15 protein-coding genes are annotated in these 19,223 nt (G+C 72.2%); 8 read left to right on the forward strand and 7 right to left on the reverse strand.

The window, feature by feature from the left end:
* The first annotated feature begins 8 nt into the window (after positions 1-8).
* The gene (locus tag IFT73_RS12505; RefSeq protein ID WP_192167915.1) at positions 9-764 is read left to right on the forward strand and encodes an SDR family NAD(P)-dependent oxidoreductase; all 756 of its coding nucleotides are present in this window, start codon (positions 9-11) and stop codon (positions 762-764) included.
* Positions 765-802: 38 nt separating this feature from the next.
* Here IFT73_RS12505 and IFT73_RS12510 read toward each other — a convergent pair whose 3' ends face one another.
* Complete coding sequence (locus tag IFT73_RS12510; RefSeq protein WP_192167916.1) at positions 803-1,084, reverse strand: hypothetical protein; 282 nt, start codon at positions 1,082-1,084, stop codon at positions 803-805.
* Between the two features lie 32 nt (positions 1,085-1,116).
* Here IFT73_RS12510 and IFT73_RS12515 point away from each other — a divergent pair, with 32 nt between their 5' ends.
* Together IFT73_RS12515 and IFT73_RS12520 are read left to right on the forward strand one after the other, a co-directional pair.
* The gene (locus IFT73_RS12515) at positions 1,117-2,037 is read left to right on the forward strand and encodes a mechanosensitive ion channel family protein (RefSeq protein WP_056611478.1); all 921 of its coding nucleotides are present in this window, start codon (positions 1,117-1,119) and stop codon (positions 2,035-2,037) included.
* Entirely contained in the window at positions 2,034-2,420 is a 387-nt protein-coding gene (locus IFT73_RS12520; protein ID WP_056611474.1) for a globin, read from the forward strand. Before IFT73_RS12515 ends, IFT73_RS12520 begins: the two co-directional genes overlap by 4 nt.
* 26 nt (positions 2,421-2,446) lie before the next feature.
* On the opposite strand, the gene IFT73_RS12525 is transcribed toward IFT73_RS12520, so the two are convergent.
* From IFT73_RS12525 to IFT73_RS12535, 3 genes are read right to left on the reverse strand one after another with little or no spacing between them, the layout of a single operon-like run.
* Positions 2,447-3,160: a thioesterase family protein gene (locus IFT73_RS12525; protein ID WP_192167917.1), complete on the reverse strand. Its 714-nt coding sequence runs from the start codon at positions 3,158-3,160 to the stop codon at positions 2,447-2,449.
* A gap of 32 nt (positions 3,161-3,192) precedes the next feature.
* The gene (locus tag IFT73_RS12530; protein WP_056611469.1) at positions 3,193-3,423 is read right to left on the reverse strand and encodes a biotin/lipoyl-binding carrier protein; all 231 of its coding nucleotides are present in this window, start codon (positions 3,421-3,423) and stop codon (positions 3,193-3,195) included.
* Positions 3,420-4,937 carry an acyl-CoA carboxylase subunit beta gene (locus IFT73_RS12535; RefSeq protein ID WP_371811261.1) on the reverse strand — a complete coding sequence of 506 codons (1,518 nt, stop codon included), beginning with the start codon at positions 4,935-4,937 and terminating at the stop codon, positions 3,420-3,422. The genes IFT73_RS12530 and IFT73_RS12535 overlap by 4 nt, the downstream gene beginning before the upstream one ends.
* Positions 4,938-5,107: 170 nt before the next feature.
* Between IFT73_RS12535 and IFT73_RS12540 the strand changes: the two genes are divergently transcribed.
* The 5 genes from IFT73_RS12540 to IFT73_RS19315 all read left to right on the forward strand — a co-directional run bounded on the left by IFT73_RS12540 (position 5,108) and on the right by IFT73_RS19315 (position 8,682).
* Positions 5,108-5,863: an SDR family NAD(P)-dependent oxidoreductase gene (locus IFT73_RS12540; RefSeq protein WP_056611465.1), complete on the forward strand. Its 756-nt coding sequence runs from the start codon at positions 5,108-5,110 to the stop codon at positions 5,861-5,863.
* Between the two features lie 7 nt (positions 5,864-5,870).
* The gene (locus IFT73_RS12545; RefSeq protein ID WP_192167918.1) at positions 5,871-6,890 is read left to right on the forward strand and encodes a phosphotransferase family protein; all 1,020 of its coding nucleotides are present in this window, start codon (positions 5,871-5,873) and stop codon (positions 6,888-6,890) included.
* Positions 6,891-6,900: 10 nt separating this feature from the next.
* Positions 6,901-7,518 carry a TetR family transcriptional regulator gene (locus IFT73_RS12550; protein WP_235502089.1) on the forward strand — a complete coding sequence of 206 codons (618 nt, stop codon included), beginning with the start codon at positions 6,901-6,903 and terminating at the stop codon, positions 7,516-7,518.
* A gap of 184 nt (positions 7,519-7,702) precedes the next feature.
* Positions 7,703-8,563: a type IV toxin-antitoxin system AbiEi family antitoxin domain-containing protein gene (locus IFT73_RS12555; RefSeq protein WP_192167919.1), complete on the forward strand. Its 861-nt coding sequence runs from the start codon at positions 7,703-7,705 to the stop codon at positions 8,561-8,563.
* Positions 8,560-8,682, forward strand: coding sequence for a hypothetical protein (locus IFT73_RS19315; protein ID WP_256435514.1), 123 nt, complete (start codon positions 8,560-8,562; stop codon positions 8,680-8,682). Before IFT73_RS12555 ends, IFT73_RS19315 begins: the two co-directional genes overlap by 4 nt.
* 98 nt (positions 8,683-8,780) lie before the next feature.
* On the opposite strand, the gene IFT73_RS12560 is transcribed toward IFT73_RS19315, so the two are convergent.
* The 3 genes from IFT73_RS12560 to IFT73_RS12570 form a co-directional block, all read right to left on the reverse strand.
* Positions 8,781-9,170: a holo-ACP synthase gene (locus tag IFT73_RS12560; protein WP_192167920.1), complete on the reverse strand. Its 390-nt coding sequence runs from the start codon at positions 9,168-9,170 to the stop codon at positions 8,781-8,783.
* Positions 9,167-18,202: a fatty acid synthase subunit beta domain-containing protein gene (locus IFT73_RS12565; RefSeq protein ID WP_371811262.1), complete on the reverse strand. Its 9,036-nt coding sequence runs from the start codon at positions 18,200-18,202 to the stop codon at positions 9,167-9,169. The genes IFT73_RS12560 and IFT73_RS12565 overlap by 4 nt, the downstream gene beginning before the upstream one ends.
* A 245-nt stretch (positions 18,203-18,447) precedes the next feature.
* Positions 18,448-19,218: an SDR family oxidoreductase gene (locus IFT73_RS12570; protein WP_192167922.1), complete on the reverse strand. Its 771-nt coding sequence runs from the start codon at positions 19,216-19,218 to the stop codon at positions 18,448-18,450.
* Between the last annotated feature and the right edge of the window lie 5 nt (positions 19,219-19,223).

Below are 19,223 nucleotides of genomic sequence, written 5' to 3' on the forward strand. Positions count from 1 at the left end.
GGAGAACCATGCAGCTCGACGACACCTCCGCGATCGTGACCGGCGGGGCCTCCGGCCTCGGCGCCGCGACCGCCGCCCACCTCGCCTCGCTCGGCGCGTCGGTCTTCGCGATCGACCTGCAGGGCTCGATCGACGACGCGCCCGCCGTCGACGGCGTCACCTACCTGGCCGCCGACGTCACCGACGAGCAGCAGGTGCGTGCGGCGGTCGCGACGGCGTCCGAGACCCTCCCCCTGCGCACCGTCGTCAACTGCGCGGGCATCGGCCCGTCGGCGCGCATCCTCGGCCGCAAGGGCGTCCACGACCTCGCGCTCTACGCCAAGATCGTCCACGTCAACCTGGTCGGCAGCTTCACGGTGCTGGCGCTCGCCGCCGAGGCGATCGCGCAGACCGAGCCCGATGCGAACGGCCAGCGCGGCGTCGTCGTCAACACCGCCTCGATCGCGGCGTACGACGGGCAGATCGGCCAGGTCGCGTACGCGTCGTCGAAGGGCGGCATCGTCGGCATGACCCTGCCCGCGGCCCGCGACCTGGCCCAGCACGGCATCCGCGTGTGCACGATCGCACCCGGCATCGTCAACACGCCGATGCTCGCGACGGTCAGTGACGAGTTCCGCGCGGGTCTCGCGGCGGGGGTGCCGTTCCCGCAGCGGCTCTGCGAACCCGCCGAGTACGCGAAGCTCGTGGCCATGATCGTCGACCACGACTACCTCAACGGCGAGACGATCCGCATGGACGGTGCGCTGCGCATGGCACCGCGCTGACCGAGGACGACGTCAGGCCCGGACGGCCCCGCGTGCCCTCAGTGGTGCGCGGGGCGGTGGTCGCCCACGGGCTCGAGCTCGGTGCTCGGTGCCGGGGGGACGTAGTTGTTGCGGGCCGTCAGCAGGCCGAACAGCGCGACGACGATGAACAGGCCGACCGTGCCGCCGCCGAACAGGATGATGGTGTCGAGGACGCTCCTGCCCTCGCCCTCCGGCCAGGCGCCGCCCGTGGGGGCGTCGGCGAAGGCAGCGCCCGAGCCGGCGATGAACGTCACGACGGTGGCGAGCACGAGTCCGAGCACGCGAGCAGGAGTCTTCATGGCCCCATCGTATCCACCCGTAGGGTGGAGGAATGCCTGACCTCGACATCAACTGGAACCTGCCGGAGGGCAAGGCCTACGACTGGTTCGTCGCCGTCCCCGGCAGGATCCTGCTCATCATCGTCATCGGCCTGGTGCTGCGCTGGTTCATCAACCGCGCGGTCGACCGGCTCGTCCACCGCGCGGGACGCGGCAACGTGCCCGGCTTCATCGCCGACAGCCGCGCCGGCGAGTTCCTCGACGGGCTCAAGCCCGCCAACCACGCCCGGCGCCAGCAGCGCACCGAGACCATGGGATCGCTGCTCAAGAGCATCAGCACCGGCATCATCCTGGCCGTCGTGGTCGTCACGACGCTGTCGACGTTCGGGATCGACATCGCGCCGATCATCGCGAGCGCCGGCATCGTCGGCGTGGCCCTCGGCTTCGGTGCGCAGAACCTCGTCAAGGACTTCCTGTCGGGCATCTTCATGATCCTCGAGGACCAGTACGGCGTCGGCGACACCGTCGACCTCGGCGAGGCCACCGGCACCGTCGAGGCCGTGAGCCTGCGCATCACGCGGCTGCGCGACGTCAACGGCACGGTCTGGTACGTCCGCAACGGCGAGATCCTGCGCGTCGGCAACCAGAGCCAGAACTGGGCCCGGACGGTCCTCGACGTCACGGTCTCGTACGACGCCGACCTCGACCAGGTGCAGCGCATCCTGCAGGAGGTCGCGACGACGACGTACGAGAACGAGCAGTTCCACGACGTCATCATCGAGGCGCCCGAGGTCTGGGGCGTCGAGCGGTTCGACAAGGACGGCGTCGTCGTGCGCGTCGTCCTGAAGACGGCGCCCGCGCAGCAGTGGCTCGTGGCCCGTGCGATGCGTCAGCGCATCAAGGCCGAGTTCGACCGCGCCGGCATCACGATGCCGACGACGTTCCCCGTGACCACGATCCAGGAGAGGTCATGACCGAGCAGACCCAGCAGACGTTCTACGACGCCATCGGCGGGCACGACACCATCAAGCTCGTCGTCGACACCTTCTACGACGGTGTCGCCGGCGACGAGGTGCTGCGCCCCCTCTACCCCGAGGAGGACCTCGGGCCGGCGGCCCACCGCTTCACGATGTTCCTCGAGCAGTACTGGGGCGGCCCGACGACGTACTCCGAGCAGCGCGGCCACCCGCGCCTGCGCATGCGACACGCCCCGTTCGCGGTCACGCCGGAGGCGCGCGACGCCTGGCTGCACCACTTCCGCGCGGGCCTCGACGCGGCGCACCTCTCCCCCGAGCACGACGCCCAGTTCTGGGCCTACGCCCAGCACGCGGCGCAGTTCATGGTGAACTCCGCGTAGACCCTGCAGCACCCCGTCGGGAGGTGCTAGGGGATCAGCGAGCGCAGCTGGTCGCGCTCGGCGTCGTCGAAGGTCTTGGCCGTCTGGCTGGCGGGGTCGAAGCCCACGAGCGTCGTGGTCGAGTCGGCCAGCACCCCGGTGCCGTCCGACAGCTCGGAGCGCATCTCGAACGACCCGTTGCCGACGCGGCTGATCCAGGCGGACGTCCGCAGCGGCTCGGGGCGCCACCGGATGTCGTCGCGGAACGTCACGGACGACGTGCCGACGACGAACCGTCCGGGTCGCATCGTGGCCAGCAGCGACGAGATGTGCAGCACGCGGGTCTCCTGGAACAGCTCGAAGACCTTCGTGGCGGTCGCGGCTCCGTCGGCGTCGAGGTCGTCGCGCCGCAGGCTCATCGGCAGGGTCGCGACGTCGGGGTGCACGTCGGCCGCGGCGCGCCGGCCCATCGTCGTCGTGACCTCGGCGAAGACCGTCCGGCCCGCCTCGCCGTCGAGCGCGATCTGCTGCACGACGTCGTCGCCGTCGACCGTGCCGGCCACCAGGACGGGACGCCGGCCGAGGCGCAGCGGCCGCAGGAACCGCACCGTCATGGTGACGGGCGTCAGGCCCGGTGCGAGGGCACCGTCGGCGACCATCGCGGCGCGGCCCTCGGCGGCGTAGGCCAGGTAGACGACGTTGTTGACGTGCTGCAGCGAGTCGAGGTCTGCCCAGCGCATCGGGACGAGGTGTTCGTGCACGCCGCCGATGATGTCAGACGGGGCCCGGACGGTCAGGCGCCGGCGGTCTCGTCGATCTCGACGATCGGGTCGCCCTCCTGCACGATCTGGCCGAGCTCGACCAGGATCCTGCTGACGTGGCCGTTGACGGTCGCGACGAGCGGGATCTCCATCTTCATGGACTCCAGCACCGCCAGGACGTCACCGGGACCGACCTGGTCGCCCTCGCGGGCCTCGATCTTCCAGACGTTCGACACGATCTCGGCACGGGCGAGGTGCATCATGCCCCCGATCCGTGCGTCAGCATGCGCAGCGCGGCGACCATGCGGTCGCGAGTCTCCTCCGGGAGGATGACGTCGTCGACGATGCCGGCCTCCGCGGCCAGGTACGGCCGGGCGACCTCCTCGCGGTAGACCGCGGCGAGCTCGTCGCGCAGGACCGTCGGCTCCTCGGCCTCCTTGAGCGCGCGACGGTGCAGCAGCGCGACGGCGCCACCGGGACCCATCACGGCGATCTCGGAGTTGGCCCACGCCCAGTTGGCGTGGGCCCCGAGCGACGCCGACCCCATCGCGATGTACGCGCCGCCGTACGACTTGCGGACGACGACCGTGAGCTTGGGGCTCTTGGTGTCGACGTACGCCTTGAGGAGCTTGGCGCCATGCGTGATGACGCCTCGCCCCTCCTCGACGGTGCCGGGCAGGAAGCCGGGCACGTCGACGAACGTGAGCACGGGCAGGTCGAAGCGTCCGCAGAACTCGACGAAGCGGGCGGCCTTGACCGACGCCTTCGAGTCGAGGATGCCGCCGCGTGCGTTCGGCTGGTTGGCCAGGACGCCGACGGCGTGACCGTCGATCCGGGCGAACAGCGTCAGGATGCTGGGGGCGTGCTCGGGCATCAGCTCGAGGCGGGCGCCGTTGTCGAGCACGCCGTCGAGCAGCTTGTTCATGTCGAACACGATGCTGGACTTCTCGGGCACCAGGGTCGGCAGCGCCGCCACGGAGTGCGGGTTGGCCGGCACGGGGTCGTGGCGCTTCTGCGCGCCGCCCTTGTGCGTCGGCAGGAACGACAGCAGCAGACGGGTCGCGTCGAAGGCGTCCTCCTCGCTGTCGACCTCGAGGTGGGCCACGCCGCTGACCTTGGTGTGCAGCGCGGAGCCGCCGATGTCCTCGGCCGAGGCGTCCTCGCCCGTCGCGGCCTTGACGATGTCGGGGCCGGTCAGGAACATCTGCCCCTGCTCCTTGACCATGATCGTCCAGTCCGTGAGCGCCGGGGAGTACGCCGCGGCACCGGCGCACGGGCCGAGGATCAGCGAGATCTGCGGGATGCGGCTCTGCGCCTCGATGTTCAGCGCGAAGATCCCGCCGCAGCCGTGCAGCGCGAAGATGCCGTCGTGGATGCGCGCTCCACCCGAGTCGTTGATGTAGACGATCGGGTAGCCCTTGTCGATCGCGAAGCGCTGCGCCTTCTGGATCGCCTCGGCCATGACCGCACCGATCGCACCCGAGGCGACGGCCGCGTCGTGCGAGACGACGACGACCGAGTGGCCGTCGGTCGTGCCCCAGCCCGAGACGACTCCGCTGCCGGCGCCGGGGGACGCCGAGCGCATCGGCGTCATCTCGACGAACGAACCCGGGTCGACGAGCATCTCGGCGCGCTCGCGGGCCGTGAAGACGCGCTTGCCCTTGGGCTCGACCCGCGCGAAGCGGCTGGCGCGACGGTCGGCGAGCACGCTGCGCTGGTCGGGCAGCGCCTGCGGTTCGGCCGGCGGGGCGGCGACCGGACGATCGAGCTTCGGCACATCGACTCCTAGAACATGAGGTTTTCCTCAACTATACACAAAGATGAGGAACCCCTCATATTCCTCCGACGTGTCGCCCGGTGATCTCGCGCACTCCCCCGTCGGTGCGATAACGTGCTGGAGTCCTGACTAAGCAAGCGCTTAGAACACATGGCCCCGAGGAGAACACCGTGACCGAATCCCGTACCGCGATCGTGACCGGAGCCGCCCGCGGCATCGGCGCGGCCGTCGCCCAGCGCCTCGCCTCCGACGGCTTCAAGGTCGCCGTCGTCGACCTCGACGAGTCCGCGTGCGCGTCGACCGTCGACGCCATCACCGCGGCCGGCGGCAGCGCCCTGGCCGTCGGCGCCGACGTCAGCGACGAGGAGCAGGTCAAAGCCGCGATCGACCGCATCGCCGCCGAGCTCGGCGCCCCGACCGTCCTGGTCAACAACGCCGGCATCCTGCGCGACAACCTGCTGTTCAAGATGACGGTCGAGGACTGGGACCTCGTCATGGGTGTGCACCTGCGCGGCTCGTTCCTCATGACGAAGTACGCCCAGAAGCACATGACCGAGGCGGGCTACGGGCGCGTCGTCAACCTGTCGAGCACGTCGGCGCTCGGCAATCGCGGCCAGGCCAACTACTCCGCCGCCAAGGCCGGGCTGCAGGGCTTCACCAAGACCCTCGCGATCGAGCTCGGCAAGTTCGGCGTCACGGCCAACGCGATCGCACCGGGCTTCATCCAGACCGACATGACGGCCGCGACCGCCGCCCGCATGAAGGTCGACTTCGACGACTTCATCAAGTTCAGCGCCGACCAGATCCCCGTCCAGCGCGTCGGCCAGCCCGAGGACATCGCCCACACGGCGTCGTTCCTCGTCAGCGAGGGCGCCGGCTTCGTGTCGGGCCAGGTCATCTACGTCGCCGGCGGACCGAAGGACTGACGCCACCATGAGCACCGACCCCCAGGGGCTGGACACGCGCGCCGTCGCCGACTGGCTGGCGAGCGTCTCGGCCGACGCCGTCGCCGGACCGTTCGAGGCGTCGCTGATCACCGGCGGCAAGTCGAACCTGACCTACCTGGTCACCGACGGCACGCACGAGTACGTCGTGCGGCGTCCGCCCCTGGGGCACGTGCTCGCGACGGCCCACGACATGTCGCGCGAGCACCGCGTCATGGCGGCGCTGACGTCGACCCCCGTGCCGGTGCCCGCGATGGTCGCCCTGTGCGACGACGTCGACGTCATCGGCGCGCCGTTCTACGTCATGGAGCGCGTGGAGGGAACCCCCTACAGCCGCGCGTCGCAGCTCGAGCCGCTCGGCCCCGAGCGCACGCGCCTGATCAGCGAGCGCCTCGTCGACACGCTCGTCGACCTGCACGCCGTCGACTACCGCGCCGTGGGGCTCGGCGAGTTCGGCCGGCCCGACGGCTACATCGGACGGCAGGTGTCGCGCTGGAAGAAGCAGCTCGCGGCATCGACGAGCCGCGAGCTGCCCGGCATGGACGAGCTCGTCGCCCACCTCGACGCGGGGGTGCCCGAGAGCGGCGAGGGCACGATCGTCCACGGCGACTACCGGCTCGACAACGCGCTGGTGCAGGACGACCGCATCACCGCGGTGCTCGACTGGGAGATGAGCACGCTCGGTGACCCGTTGTCGGACGTCGCCCTGATGCTGGCCTACCAGGGTCTGGCCGAGCTCAACCCCGGCTCCGGCGCCCTCGTCACCGATGCCGCCAACGCCCCCGGCTACCTCGACCGCGACGCCGTCATCGCCCGCTACTCGGCCGGTTCCGGACGCGACGTCAGCGACATGGGCTACCACCTGTCGCTCGCGTACTTCAAGCTCGCGGTGATCCTCGAGGGCATCCACTACCGTCACGCGCACGGCCAGACGGTCGGCAGCGGCTTCGACGGCATCGGTGACGCGATCGGCCCGTTGATCGAGGCAGGTCTCGCCGCTTCACGCTAGGGTGGCGCGCGTGACGGCCGAGATCCTCGAACCCCGGCGCCGCCCGACGCAGGAGCGGAGCCACAAGAAGTTCGACCACCTGCTCCTGGTGTCGCGCGAGCTCCTGCTCGAGGTCGGGTTCGAGTCGTTCACGTGCGAGGAGGTCGCGTCGCGGGCGGGGCTGCCGATCGGCACGCTCTACCAGTTCTTCCAGAACAAGTACGTCATCGTGTGCGAGCTCGACCGCGTCGACGCCGTCGCGGTGCGGCGCGAGCTGTGGTCGTTCGCCGAGGCCATCCCGACGCTCGACTGGCTCAAGTTCCTCGACCGCCTGGTCGACCACCTGGCGGCCCTGTGGGTGCGCGACCCGTCCCGCCGCGCGGTGTGGCTCGCGGTGCAGTCGACGCCCGCGACGCGCGCCACCGCCGCCGTCACCGAGCGCGAGCTGGCCTTCGAGGTGGCGCGGGCCCTGGCGCCCCTGACGCCGGGCACGCCCCGCGAGCGCCGCACGATCATGGCCGAGGTGCTGGTGCACGTCGCGTACTCGATGCTCAACTTCTCGATCCGCGACGGCCAGGAGCACAGCGAGTCGATCATCGAGCTCAAGCGCCTGCTGGCGTCCTACCTCCTCAGCGCCGAGCACGGCTGACCCTCCCCGCCGCGGTTTACCACGGTCCCGTGGTAAACCCCGTCCGCCCGGGGCAAGTCTCCCGGGGGCGGACGCAGCTTGCCCCGGGCGGACGGGTTGTCCACCGCCTCGGCGCGACCTCGTCTCGTCCACAGGCCGTCGCGAAGGGGGATCGCCGACGCGCAGGAGCCACCACCGTGGCGACATGGACGATCTCCTCCGCATCGCAGACGCCAACGGCGGCTACCTCCTGCGTCACCAGCTCAACGACCTCGGCTACCGCGACTCCGCCATCCGGCAGGCCACCCGCGCCGGCGTCCTGCGTCGCGTCCGTCACGGCACCTACGTGTTCGCCGCGGTGTGGGACCTCCTGTCCGCGCCCGAACGTCTCGCGACGCTGACTCGATCCGTTCTCGACAAGCTCGGGCCCGCCGTGGTCGCCACGCACCAGTCCGCGTCAGCACTGCACGGGCACGACCTGTGGGGTGCCGACCTCACCACCGTGCACGTCTCCGTCCTCGACGGCCGGCGCGGCCGAACGGAAGCGGGCGTCGTCTATCACGAGGGCTCCATCGACGTCGAGGACGACATCGTGCAGGTGGACGACCGCCAGGTCATCGAGCCGCGCCGGGCGGTCTTCGAGTCCTGCAGCCTGCTGGGGATCGAGAGCGGCATGGTCCTGGCCACCTCGGCCATGCGCGACCTCGGGATCTCGCGCGAGGAGCTGGAAGCCGACGGACGCAGGTTCGAGCACTGGCCCGGCACGAGGAACGCCCGGATGTCGATCCGGTTGGCCGACCCTCGCCTCGAGTCCGTCGGCGAGGTGCGCTCACTGTTCATGATGTGGAGCAACGGGGTTCCCCGTCCCGAGCTGCAGTGGGAGATCGTGACGTCCGGTGGCGTGCTGGTGGCACGGGTCGACTTCGCCTGGATCGACGACCACCACACCGGCGAGTTCGACGGACTCGTGAAGTACGGCTCAACCCCCACGCCACGGACGTGGGCCGGGTACTCGTCGACGAGAAGTGGCGCGAGGACGCGGTCCGCGCCGAGTCCCTGGGCATGAGCAGGTGGGGTTGGGCCGACCTCGGCGGCGCGAAGGGCACCGCCACGGCTCTGCGCATCAACCGTGGTCGGGCGCAGTCGCGGCGACTCCACTCGCGCAACCGCACCACGATCGTCTGACGTCCGCCCGGGGGAACGCGCAACTCCCCGGGGAAGACTTGCCCCGGGGGGACGCGGTTTACCACGGTCCCGTGGTAAACCGCGATCGCGGAGCGAGGTCAGGTCGACAGGACGACGTAGGCGATCGCGTAGTCGCCGTCGTGGCTCAGCGAGACCTCGAGCGCGTGGCCCGCCAGATGGCGGGCCACCTCGCCGTGCAGGCGGACGCGCGGACGTCCCCAGGCGTCGGCGACGAGCTCGATCAGGTGGTGGACGTGCTCGGACGCCACGGGTGCCTCCCCGTGCATCGACGCCGACCACGCCTTGACGACGGCCTCCTTGGCCGCCCAGCGGGCCGCGAGGTGGCGCCCGGGGTCGGTCGTGCGACCCCGGGCGTCGCGCAGCTCACCGGGCAGGAAGACGCCCTCGAAGCGCGTGCCGGGCAGGTCGAGCTGGTCCACGAACGACGGCACGTGGACCAGGTCGACCCCGACCCCGACGACCGTCACTCGCAGGCAGCCCCGAAGTAGGCGCCGTCGTCGCCGAGGCGCGCCGCGGGGTCGAGCAGCATGCCCGCCTCCCGCGTGCGCACGCCGGCCGAGCCCAGCCGGCGGTCGCCCGGACGCGAGTACAGCGGGTCGCCGCCGTACATCGCCCGGACGAGCCGCATGCGGCCCTCGATCAGACGCTCCTCGGCCCGCGCCAGGTACGCGTCGCGCTCGTCGTCCGACAACGTCGCGACGAAGCCCTGCGGGTGGACGATCGCGAGCAGTCCGGCGACGTGCCCGAAGCCGAGGCTCGTGACCAGACCGGCCTTGAGCTGACCCGTCGCGAGCGGCTCCCGCAGCCACACGAGGTGCTCGTGCTCGGCGAGGTCGTCCATGACGCAGTCGAGGCTGCGGTTGGGCGGCACGACGCCTCCGGTCAGCACCTGGCACAGCCCGATGATCTGGAACGCCGCCGCACCTCCCTTGGCGTGCCCCGTCAATGTCTTCTGCGACACGACGAACAGCGGGTTGCCGTCGCTGCGACCGATCGCCGCCGCGAGCCGCTCGTGCAGCTCGGACTCGTTGCGCTCGTTGACGCCCGTCGACGTGTCGTGCTTCGACAGCACCGCGACGTCGTCGGCCGTCAGGCCCACCGACGCCAGACCGCGCGCCAGCGCCGACCGGCGTCCGCCGAGGCCCGCCGCCAGCGCACCGATGCCGGGCGCCGGGATCGACGTGTGGACGCCGTCGGCGAACGAGCCGGCGTAGGCTACGACACCCAGGACGGGCAGACCCATGCGGGCCGCCACGTCGCCGCGCGCCAGGAGGATCGTGCCGCCACCCTGCGACTCGACGAAGCCGCCGTAGCGACGGTCGTTGCCGCGGCTGAAGTAGCGGTCCTCGAGCCCCTTGGCGCTCATCGCGGCCGAGTCGGCAGTCGCCGACATGTCCGCGAAGCCGACGATGCCCTCGATGCTCAGGTCGTCGAAGCCGCCCGACACGACGAACTCCGCCTTGCCGAGCCGGATCTTGTCGACACCCTCTTCGACCGAGACGGCCGTCGTGGCGCAGGCCGCGACGGGGTGCACCATCGCACCGTACGAGCCGACGTACGACTGCACGACGTGCGCCGCGATGACGTTCGGCAGCGCCTCCTGCAGGATGTCGTTGGCCTTGCTCTCGCCCAGCAGCGTGTCGATGTACAGCGACTGCATCGACTGCATGCCGCCCATGCCGGTGCCCTGCGTGTTGGCCACGAGCGCGGGGTGCACCCACTTCATGAGCTCGGACGGCGTGAAGCCGCTCGACAGGAACGCGTCGACGGTGCAGATCAGGTTCCAGAGCGCGACGCGGTCGATCGACTCGACCATCTCGGCCGGGACGCCCCACACCGTCGGGTCGAAGCCCGTCGGGACCTGGCCGCCGACCGTGCGGGTGAGCTTCATGCGGCGCGGCACGCGGATCTCGGTGCCGGCCTTGCGCGTCACGGTCCAGTCGCCGTCCGCCGAGGCGGAGACGACGGTGCGCTCGGGATCGGCGTCGCGCAGGGCACGCGCCTCGGCCTCGGTGCCGACCGTGAACGACAGGTCCTGGTCGAGGTACACCGACGTCAGCAGCGGGGCCGTGTTGTCGACCATCGCGCCCTCGTCGACGTAGCGGCGGATGCCGACGGCCTCGCGGACCGTCTCCTCGTACCGCTCCACGAGGTCGGCCTCGTCGACCGCCTCGGACGTCGCGGTGTCGAACCAGCCGCCACCCTGCTCGTCCCAGCTGACCAGGCCGGTCGACCAGGCGAGCTCAAGGACGCCGGCGGCCGACAGCTCGTCGGACACCTCGACCTCGAAGCGCGTGCGGGCCGAGCCGTACGGGCCGAGCTCGCCGGCGCCGACGATGACCACGAGGTCCTCGGGGCGCGTGTCGACGGGGGCCCAGTCGAGCTGCTCGACGCGGTCGAGCTGCCCCGGCGACGGGGCGAGCGCCGTGATGGTGGCGGTGTCGTCCTGCGCGACGGCCGCCGGACGCTCGATGCCCTCGGCGAGCGCCTTCATGTCGATCGTCGTGCCGCCGAGGCCGCCCGTCAGGTCGATCGTCAGGGGCTCGGTCAGCGCGGCGGTGCGCGCCGCGGGCTCGCACGTCGCGAGCAGCGCGGCCGCCATGTCGTACGGGGTCCAGGTGCGGACGCCCGCGGCCTCGACGGCCTCGACCAGCGGGTCGTTGGCGCCCATCAGCCCGGTGCCGCGCACCCAGCCGATGATCGCGTGGGCCAGCGTCACGCGCTCGCCCCACGTGCGCTCGGCCGACCAGCGCGAGACCAGCGCGTCGAGCGACGCCTTGGCCTCGCCGTAGCCGCCGTCGCCGCCGAACATGCCGCGGTTGGGCGAGCCGGGCAGGACGACGTGCAGCTTCGCGTCGATGTCGTGGTCCTGGCCGTGTGCCGACATCGCACCGATGAGGCGCTCGACCGACCACAGCAGGATGCGCATGTCGACCTCGGTGCGGCTGCCGGCGTCGGTGAGGTCACCGGCGACCCGTCCGGCCGCGAAGGGGAACAGCAGCGTCGGCGTCATGGCGGGCTTGAGCACCGTCGTGGCACCGGCTCGCGTCTGCGTCTGCTCGCCGTTGATCCACGCGACGAGCGCGTCGACGTCGGCGAACGAGGCCATGTTGGCCGGCACGACCCACAGGGCTGCTCCGTGGACGGCGTGCGTCCGGTACAGGTCCTTGAAGAAGGCGAGCTTGCGGGCGTCGAGCCCGGACGTCGTGGCGACGACCGTGGCGCCCCCGGCGAGCAGCTGCGCCGTCACGCCGGCGGCGATCGAGCCCTTGCTGGCACCCGTCACCACCGCGAGGTCGTCGGACCACTGGCCGGCCGTCGACGCGAGCGCGTCGCGGGCGATCGACCGGAAGCGCTCGGCCAGGTCGACGTCGTCGACGTGACCGGCCCACCACGTGGCCTGGGCCGACACGACCGCGCCGGCGCCCACGAACGAGGCGTCGACGGTCTGGCCCACGGCCAGGCGTGCGAGGTCCTCGCGGGCCGAGGCCCAGCGGTCGTCGAACACGACCGCCTTGAGGGGGTCGAACGCCGGGGCCGTGAGCTTGGCCCAGTCGCTGCCGAGCTCGGACTCGACGCGCGCGAGCACCTCGGCGTCGGCGGCGTCGGGCTCGACGACCGTCGGCACCGCCGAGAGTCCCAGCTGGTCGAGCACGAGGCGCGCCGAGGAGGCGAGGACGCCGTCGGGGCCCGTGATCTGCGCCGTGAACTCGCCGAGGGCGGCCGCGTCGATCGTGGCCTCTCCCCCGCCGGTCGACGGCAGCGCGACGCTGACGCCGTGGCGTGCGGCGACGGCCTGGACGCTCGCGTCGACCGCGGCGTCGACGTCGGCGGCCGACGCGATCGAGGTCAGCGAGCCGAACTCGCCGCCCCGGACGCTCGAGCCGTCGCGGCTCGACATCGCGAGCTCGGCGAGCACGTGGCTCGCCCAGCCGGCGCCGAGCTGCCACACGTCGGTGACGCGCTCGGAGATCGCGGCCTGGCGCTTGCCCGTCGGGCCGAGCACCTTCTTGAGGTGGTCGCCGATCGCCTCGGTCAGCACCGGGCCGAACGGCTTGTAGCCGCGGGCCAGGCCCTTGACCTGTGCCGACAGCGCGGGGATGTCGGCGTCGGCGGCACCGTCGATGGCACCGAGCCCCAGCTCGCCGCCCAGGTCGACCAGCAGCTGGTTGCGGCGCGACGACGCACCGTCGCACAGCGACTCGATCGAGTCGGCGGCACCGATCTGGTCCAGACGCATCTTGGTCCACCACGCGATCAGCAGCTGGGTGGCGTCGGACGCGTCGTACGTCACGTCGGCGGGACGCGGCCCACTGCTCGTCGGCGCCGACGCGGCGGCGGGAGCGGCGGTCGGGGCGGACGCGGAGGCGTCCTCGACCGGCGCGGCAGGTGCCTCGTCCTCGACGGGTGCCTGCTCCTCGTCGGTCGAGAAGACCGCCGCGTTGTCGCGCTCGAAGTTGAGCACCTGGACGGCGGGGCCGAAGCGACCCGGCAGCTTCAGCGTCGACGACGCGAGGTTCGCGACGGTCGGCGACTGGCCGACGCCGATCTCGACGAATCGCTCGACACCGAGGCCTCCCTCGGCGACCGAGGTGAAGAACAGGTCCTGCGTCTCGATCCAGCGCACGGGGCTGGCGAACTGCCAGGCCAGCAGCTCGATCAGCACGACGCGGCACAGCTCGCCGGGGCGCGCGATCCACGCGTCGTAGTCGGCCAGCACCTCGTCGAGGGGCTCGGACGGGACCAGGTCGGCGATCTCCTGCAGGAACGCGCGGTCGAGCGTGAACGGCCGCGGCACGAGGTTCGGCACGTACCGGCCCTCGAGGATCGTCGGGTCGATCGTCGCGGGCAGCAGCTCGCGCAGGCGGTCGCGGAAGTCGGGCACGCCGCCGTGCAGGACCGTGGAGTGGAACGGGACGTCGATGCCCGGCACGAGGATGAACGCACCCTTGCCGCCGAACTCGGCGCGGCGCCGGTTGACCTCGGTCTCGAGCACCTCCAGGCCCGCGACGGTGCCGGCGATCGCGTACTGCGAGTCCTTCAGGTTGTAGTTCACGATCTGCAGGAACTCGCCCGTGCTGCCGGCGATGCCGTCGACGAACGCCGTGACGTCGGCGTCGGTCAGACCGATCTGCGACGGACGGATCGCGGCCAGGCGGTAGTCGCTGCGGCCGGCGGCGTCGCGCGGCACCAGGCCGTGCATGACCGAGCCGCGCTGGAACACGACCTCGACGACGGCCTCGAGCGGGATGACGCCCGACACCGCGGCGAGCGCGTTGTACTCGCCGACGGAGTGGCCCGCGAGGACCGATCCCTCGACGAACGACCCCGACTCGCGCAGCTCGGCCATCTGCGCGGCACCGAGCACCGCCATCGCGACCTGCGTGAACTGCGTCAGGAACAGCACGCCGTCGGGGTGCTTGTGGGTGACGCCGCGGGTCACGAACGTCGTCGGGTTGTCGCGGACGACCGTGAGGATCGAGAAGCCGAGGGCCTCGCGGGTGTGCGCGTCGGCACGGTCCCAGATCTCGCGGGCGGCCTTCGAGCGCTGGTAGGCCGCCATGCCCATGCCGGGGTGCTGGATGCCCTGGCCCGGGAAGGCGTACGCCGTCCGCGGGGCCTCGAGACGCGCCGTGGCCGACATGACCACGTCGCCGCCGGAGCGCACCGTGACGTCGACGACCTCGGCGCCGGCGTCGAGGCCGACGCGGTCGGCCTGCACGGCGACCGGGGCACCCGGGGCCAGGGGCGACATGAAGCGGGTCGTCCAGCCCGTGATGCGGCGCGTGCCGGCGCCGCCGACGGCGAGCACCTGCTGCGCGGCGGCCGAGATCCACATGCCGTGGACGATCGGGTCCCCGAGGCCGGCCAGACGTGCCGCGGCGACGCTGGTGTGGATCGGGTTGTGGTCGCCCGTCACCGCGGCGAAGGCGCGCAGGTCGGTCGGCGCGACGAGCGAGGCCGAGGCACGTCCCTTGCGGGGGGTGTCGTGGACGTCGTCGCCGAGCGAGCCGCCGGCACGCTCGGGGTCGGCCAGCTGGCCGGCGCCCGTGCGGCCGCGGATCGCGAACCGCTCGCGCAGGGTCGCGACGTCGCCGCTCGCCGAGGTCACGGTCACGTCGACCGCGACGACCCGGCCGAAGTCGGTGTCCTCGATCGAGTCCAGGACCGACGAGATCGTGAGCTGCGTCGGCGCGAGCGGCAGCGTGCCGGTCAGGCGGATCGCGTGGTCGAGGTGCACCAGGTCGAGCATGCCCTCGATGACGGGCGTGCCGTCGGCGGTGGACGCGTCGCCGAGGACGGCGAAGACGGACGGCCACGCGAGACCCACGAGCACGTCGGGCACGGGGTGCGTCGGCACCGAGCCACCGGTGACGCCGGCGTGGTCGGCGACCAGGTCGGGGTCCCACTCGACCGTGACGGACGCGCGACCGGCCGAGACCGAGGGGACGGTCCCGCCCGCGGCACCGACGACCAGGGCGCCCATCGCCTCGGCCGCGGCGTCGGTCGTGACGACCGGGGCGGCACCGACGAGGACCGAGCGGTCGACCGCGATGCGCAGCGTCAGCGGACGCGCCATCGGCACCGTCAGCTCGGCGACGTCGGCCGAGACCTGCACCAGCGTGGCACCCGTCTCGGGGTGCTCGGCGCGCTGCGGATCGACCACGACCCAGCCGGCGCCGAGGCGGTGGACGGGATTGCGGACCGTGCGACCGGCCCACACGAGGTCGGTCGCGGCGAGGACCAGCGACAGCGCCTCGGCGGCGTCGTCGTCGACGCGGCGGCGGCCCGCGACGCGCTGCGGCGAGCGGCCCGAGGCGAGCAGGCCGTCGATCGCGGCGTCCTCGAAGCGGCGCAGCAGCTCGGCGACGGGCTCGTCGACGCGGTCGATGCCGGCGACCGCGAGGGTCCCGGGGATGATGCAGACCTCGTCGGCGGTGTAGCGGGCGTCGTGCGCCTGCCACAGCGAGTCCGAGCGCCACCAGCGGCGCACGTCCTGGTCGAGGACCGGCACGAAGTTGACGGGCTTGCCGGGCGTGCGGCACTGGTCGACGAAGAACAGCACGTCGGCCGGGTGCAGCACGACGTCGTCGGCGGCCGGGTAGGCGTCGCGCAGCCGCTGCAGCGCGGCGGCGCCGTCGTCCACCGTCGAGGCGTCGCCGAACAGCGTCCCGATGGGGCCGCGGTCGGCCTCGTTCAGGCGCGCCTCGGCGCGCTGGAGCATCGCGACGAAGCGGTTGCGCAACGTCACGTCGAGCCATTCGGGCGTGCCCGACAGCTCGAGGAAGCGCGCGAGCCACCGGCCGTACGTCATGGTCTCGACGTCGCCGAAGTACGGCTTCGCGGTGCGGTTGAGGGCCTCGACGATCTCGTCGCGGCGCGCGGCGACCGCCTCGGCGTCACCCGCGACCTCGTCGAGCAGGCGCCCCGTGCGTGACGCGGCGTTGTCGATCTCGTGGATGTCGGCGCCGAGCTGGCTGCGGCCCGAGGCCATGCCGCCCTTCGCCGTGCCGGCGCCGACCCAGGAGCCGGTGCCGGTCGTCTCGACCAGCAGCTGCTTGACGGCCGGCGAGGTCGTGGCCTCGAGCGTCGCCATCGCGGCGGTGCCGACCAGGACGCCGTCGAGCGGCATGCGCGGGAAGCCGTGGCGCGCGGCCCAGTCGCCCGTCAGGTACGCCGCGGCGACCTCGGGCGTCCCGATGCCGCCGCCGACGCACACCACGACGTTGTCGAGCGCACGCAGGTCGCCGTACGTCGCGATCAGCAGCTCGTCGAGGTCCTCCCACGAGTGGTGACCGCCGGCCTTGCCGCCCTCGATCTGGACGTGGACCGCGGTCGGCGCGACGGCCTTGGCGATCGCGACGACCTGGCGGATCTGCTTGACCGTGCCCGGCTTGAAGACGACGTGCGTGATGCCGGCCTCGGTGAGCTCCTCGACCAGGGCGACGGCCTCGTCGAGCTCGGGGATGCCGGCCGTCACGATGACGCCGTCGACCGGCGAGCCCGCGGCCCGCGCCCGCTGCACGAGGCGCTTCTGGCCCAGCTGCAGCTTCCACAGGTACGGGTCGAGGAACAGCGAGTTGAACTGGTACGTGCTGCCGGGCGTCAGCAGCTCGCCCAGGCGCTCGACGTTCTCGGCGAAGATCTGCTCGGTCACCTGTCCGCCACCGGCCAGCTCGGCCCAGAAGCCGGCGTTGGCGGCGGCCGCCACGATGGCGGGGTCGACCGTCGTCGGGGTCATGCCGGCCAGCAGCACGGGCGACTTGCCCGTCAGCCGGGTGAAGCGGGTCTCGACGTGCAGCGAGCCGTCCGCGAGCGTCACGACGGTGGGCTCGTACGCCGACCACGGGGTCGACGGGCGCGGGGCGGCACCGGCGGCGGTGAGCTCGCGGTGGCCGCGACGCGTCGTCGTGGCGACGACCGAGGCGCCGCGGACCTGCAGCTCACGGGCCGACAGGCGCGCGGCGAGGTCGCCCGGGCCGAGGTCGAGCACCCACGACGCACCGGAGTCCATCGCGTGCTCGAGCGAGGCGACCCAGTCGACGGGGTCGACGATCGAGCGCATCGTCAGCGAGCGGGCCGTGTCGGCGTCGATGCCGCACGCGGCCGCCCAGGTCGCGACGAGGTCGGCGGCCTCGGCCAGGTCGGGGTGGTGGAACGCGAGCTGCGACGGCAGCGGCTCGAGGACGGGGGCGAACGGCGAGCCGCCCGAGACCTTGCGGTCGCGGTCGGCCTTCTCGGCCGCGGCGATCTCGTCGAAGCGAGCCTCGACGACGCGCAGGCCCTCGGCCGGGCCCGACAGCACGACGCTGCGACGTCCGTTGCGCAGGCGCGACACGACGCGCAGCGACGCCGGCAGCTCGGCGAGGATCTCGTCGATCCGGCTCGGGACGACGTTCGAGACGCTCAGCATGGTGTCGCCCAGCAGGCCGCGGCGGCGACCGACGAGCTGGGCGGCGGCACCGATCAGGCGCGCGACGGCGAGCAGCTCGGCGTCCGGGACGCCCACCAGCGACTGCGTCGCGAGGTATCCCTGGGAGTGGCCGATGACGGCGCTCGGCGCGAGCGTCTCGGGATCGACGCCCTGGCGGCGCAGCGCGCGGATGCCGGCCAGCTGGGCCAGCAGGATGCCGGGCACCGACGCTCCGGGTGTATCCAGCACCGCGGAGGTCGGCAGCTCGGGGGCGTCCTCGTCGTCGGCGGACTCCGACGAGGCGAGGACGTCGGCCCATGCGAGCGGCGTGAACGTCACGCCGACACGGGCCAGCTCGGGGGCGACGGGCTCGAGGAGTCCCTCGGCGCGCTCGACGAGGGCCTCGAGCTCCGCCTCGAGGGCGAAGTCGCGGATGAGCCCGGCCAGGGGCTCCAGCCACGCGGCCCCCTGTCCGCCGAACGCGATCGCGTAGGGCGTCCCCGCCATCAGGCGGTCGACGAGCGCGGAGGCCCTGCGGCGCTCGGAGGACTGGTGGGCGGCGAGCGGGGTGTCGAACGTGGTCACGTGGTTCCCTTTGGCGTCACTGCCGTCGCTGGATCGACGGGCGGTCCCACCATCTTCGCAAAACATGAGGGGTTCCTCAACTTTAACGCGAGGGATTCCTCATGTTTTTCTGAGAAGTCGATCACGTCCCGCTCGCGAGTCACGCACGCCCGCTCGCGAGTCGCCGAGGCCCGGCGACGAATCACTCGGGTGACTCGTCGCCGGGCCTACGCGACTCGTCGCCGGGCGTGCGTGACTCGTCGGCGTCAGACGCCGCCGGTGAGCAGGACGCCGCCGTCGATCGTCAGCGTCTGGCCTGTCATCCAGGCCGAGTCGTCCGACAGCAGGAACGCCACGACCGAGCCGATGTCGGACGGCACGCCGAGCCGCTTGAGCGGGTACGGCGCCGCGACCTCGTCCTCGCGCCCCTCGTACAGGGCCTTCGCGAAGTTGGTCTTGACGACGGCCGGGGCCACGGCGTTGACGCGGATGTCGGGGCCCAGCTCGACCGCGAGCTCCTCGGTGACGTGGATCAGCGCGGCCTTCGAGGCCCCGTAGACCCCGATGCCGGGCGCGGGACGCTGACCGGCGACGGACGCGACGTTGACGATCGCTCCCCCACGCTCGGCCATCGACGACCGGTACACCTTCTGCGCCCAGGCGATCGAGGCGACGACGTTGACCTGGAAGATCTTGTTGGCAGCCTCCAGGTCGACGTCGATCATGCGCCCGTACGCGGGGTTGATGCCCGTGTTGTTGACGAGGAAGTCGATCGGCCCGAACGCCTCGGTCGTGGCGGACACGACCTCGTCCTGGTGCGCCGCGTCGTCGGCGGCACCCGCGACGAACATCGCGTGCTCGGAGCCGCCCAGGGACTCGACGGCCTCGGCCAGCGCATCGGCCTTGCGGGCCGTGATGCAGACGCGTCCACCGTCGGCGACGATGCGCTCGGCGATCGCCAGGCCGATGCCCCGGCTCGCGCCCGTGACGACCGCGACCTTGCCGGTGAACCGTCCCGTGTCCTCCGAGGGGAGCATGCCGG

The sequence above is a fragment of the Aeromicrobium sp. CFBP 8757 genome, assembly GCF_014841755.1.
GTDB lineage: Bacteria > Actinomycetota > Actinomycetes > Propionibacteriales > Nocardioidaceae > Aeromicrobium.

Coding starts and splice junctions, on each gene's coding strand:
- IFT73_RS12505 (WP_192167915.1), top strand. CDS start 9: ATGCAGCTCGACGACACCTCCGCGATCGTGACCGGCGGGGCCTCCGGC.
- IFT73_RS12510 (WP_192167916.1), bottom strand. CDS start 1,084: ATGAAGACTCCTGCTCGCGTGCTCGGACTCGTGCTCGCCACCGTCGTG.
- IFT73_RS12515 (WP_056611478.1), top strand. CDS start 1,117: ATGCCTGACCTCGACATCAACTGGAACCTGCCGGAGGGCAAGGCCTAC.
- IFT73_RS12520 (WP_056611474.1), top strand. CDS start 2,034: ATGACCGAGCAGACCCAGCAGACGTTCTACGACGCCATCGGCGGGCAC.
- IFT73_RS12530 (WP_056611469.1), bottom strand. CDS start 3,423: ATGATGCACCTCGCCCGTGCCGAGATCGTGTCGAACGTCTGGAAGATC.
- IFT73_RS12545 (WP_192167918.1), top strand. CDS start 5,871: ATGAGCACCGACCCCCAGGGGCTGGACACGCGCGCCGTCGCCGACTGG.
- IFT73_RS12555 (WP_192167919.1), top strand. CDS start 7,703: ATGGACGATCTCCTCCGCATCGCAGACGCCAACGGCGGCTACCTCCTG.
- IFT73_RS19315 (WP_256435514.1), top strand. CDS start 8,560: ATGAGCAGGTGGGGTTGGGCCGACCTCGGCGGCGCGAAGGGCACCGCC.
- IFT73_RS12570 (WP_192167922.1), bottom strand. CDS start 19,218: ATGCTCCCCTCGGAGGACACGGGACGGTTCACCGGCAAGGTCGCGGTC.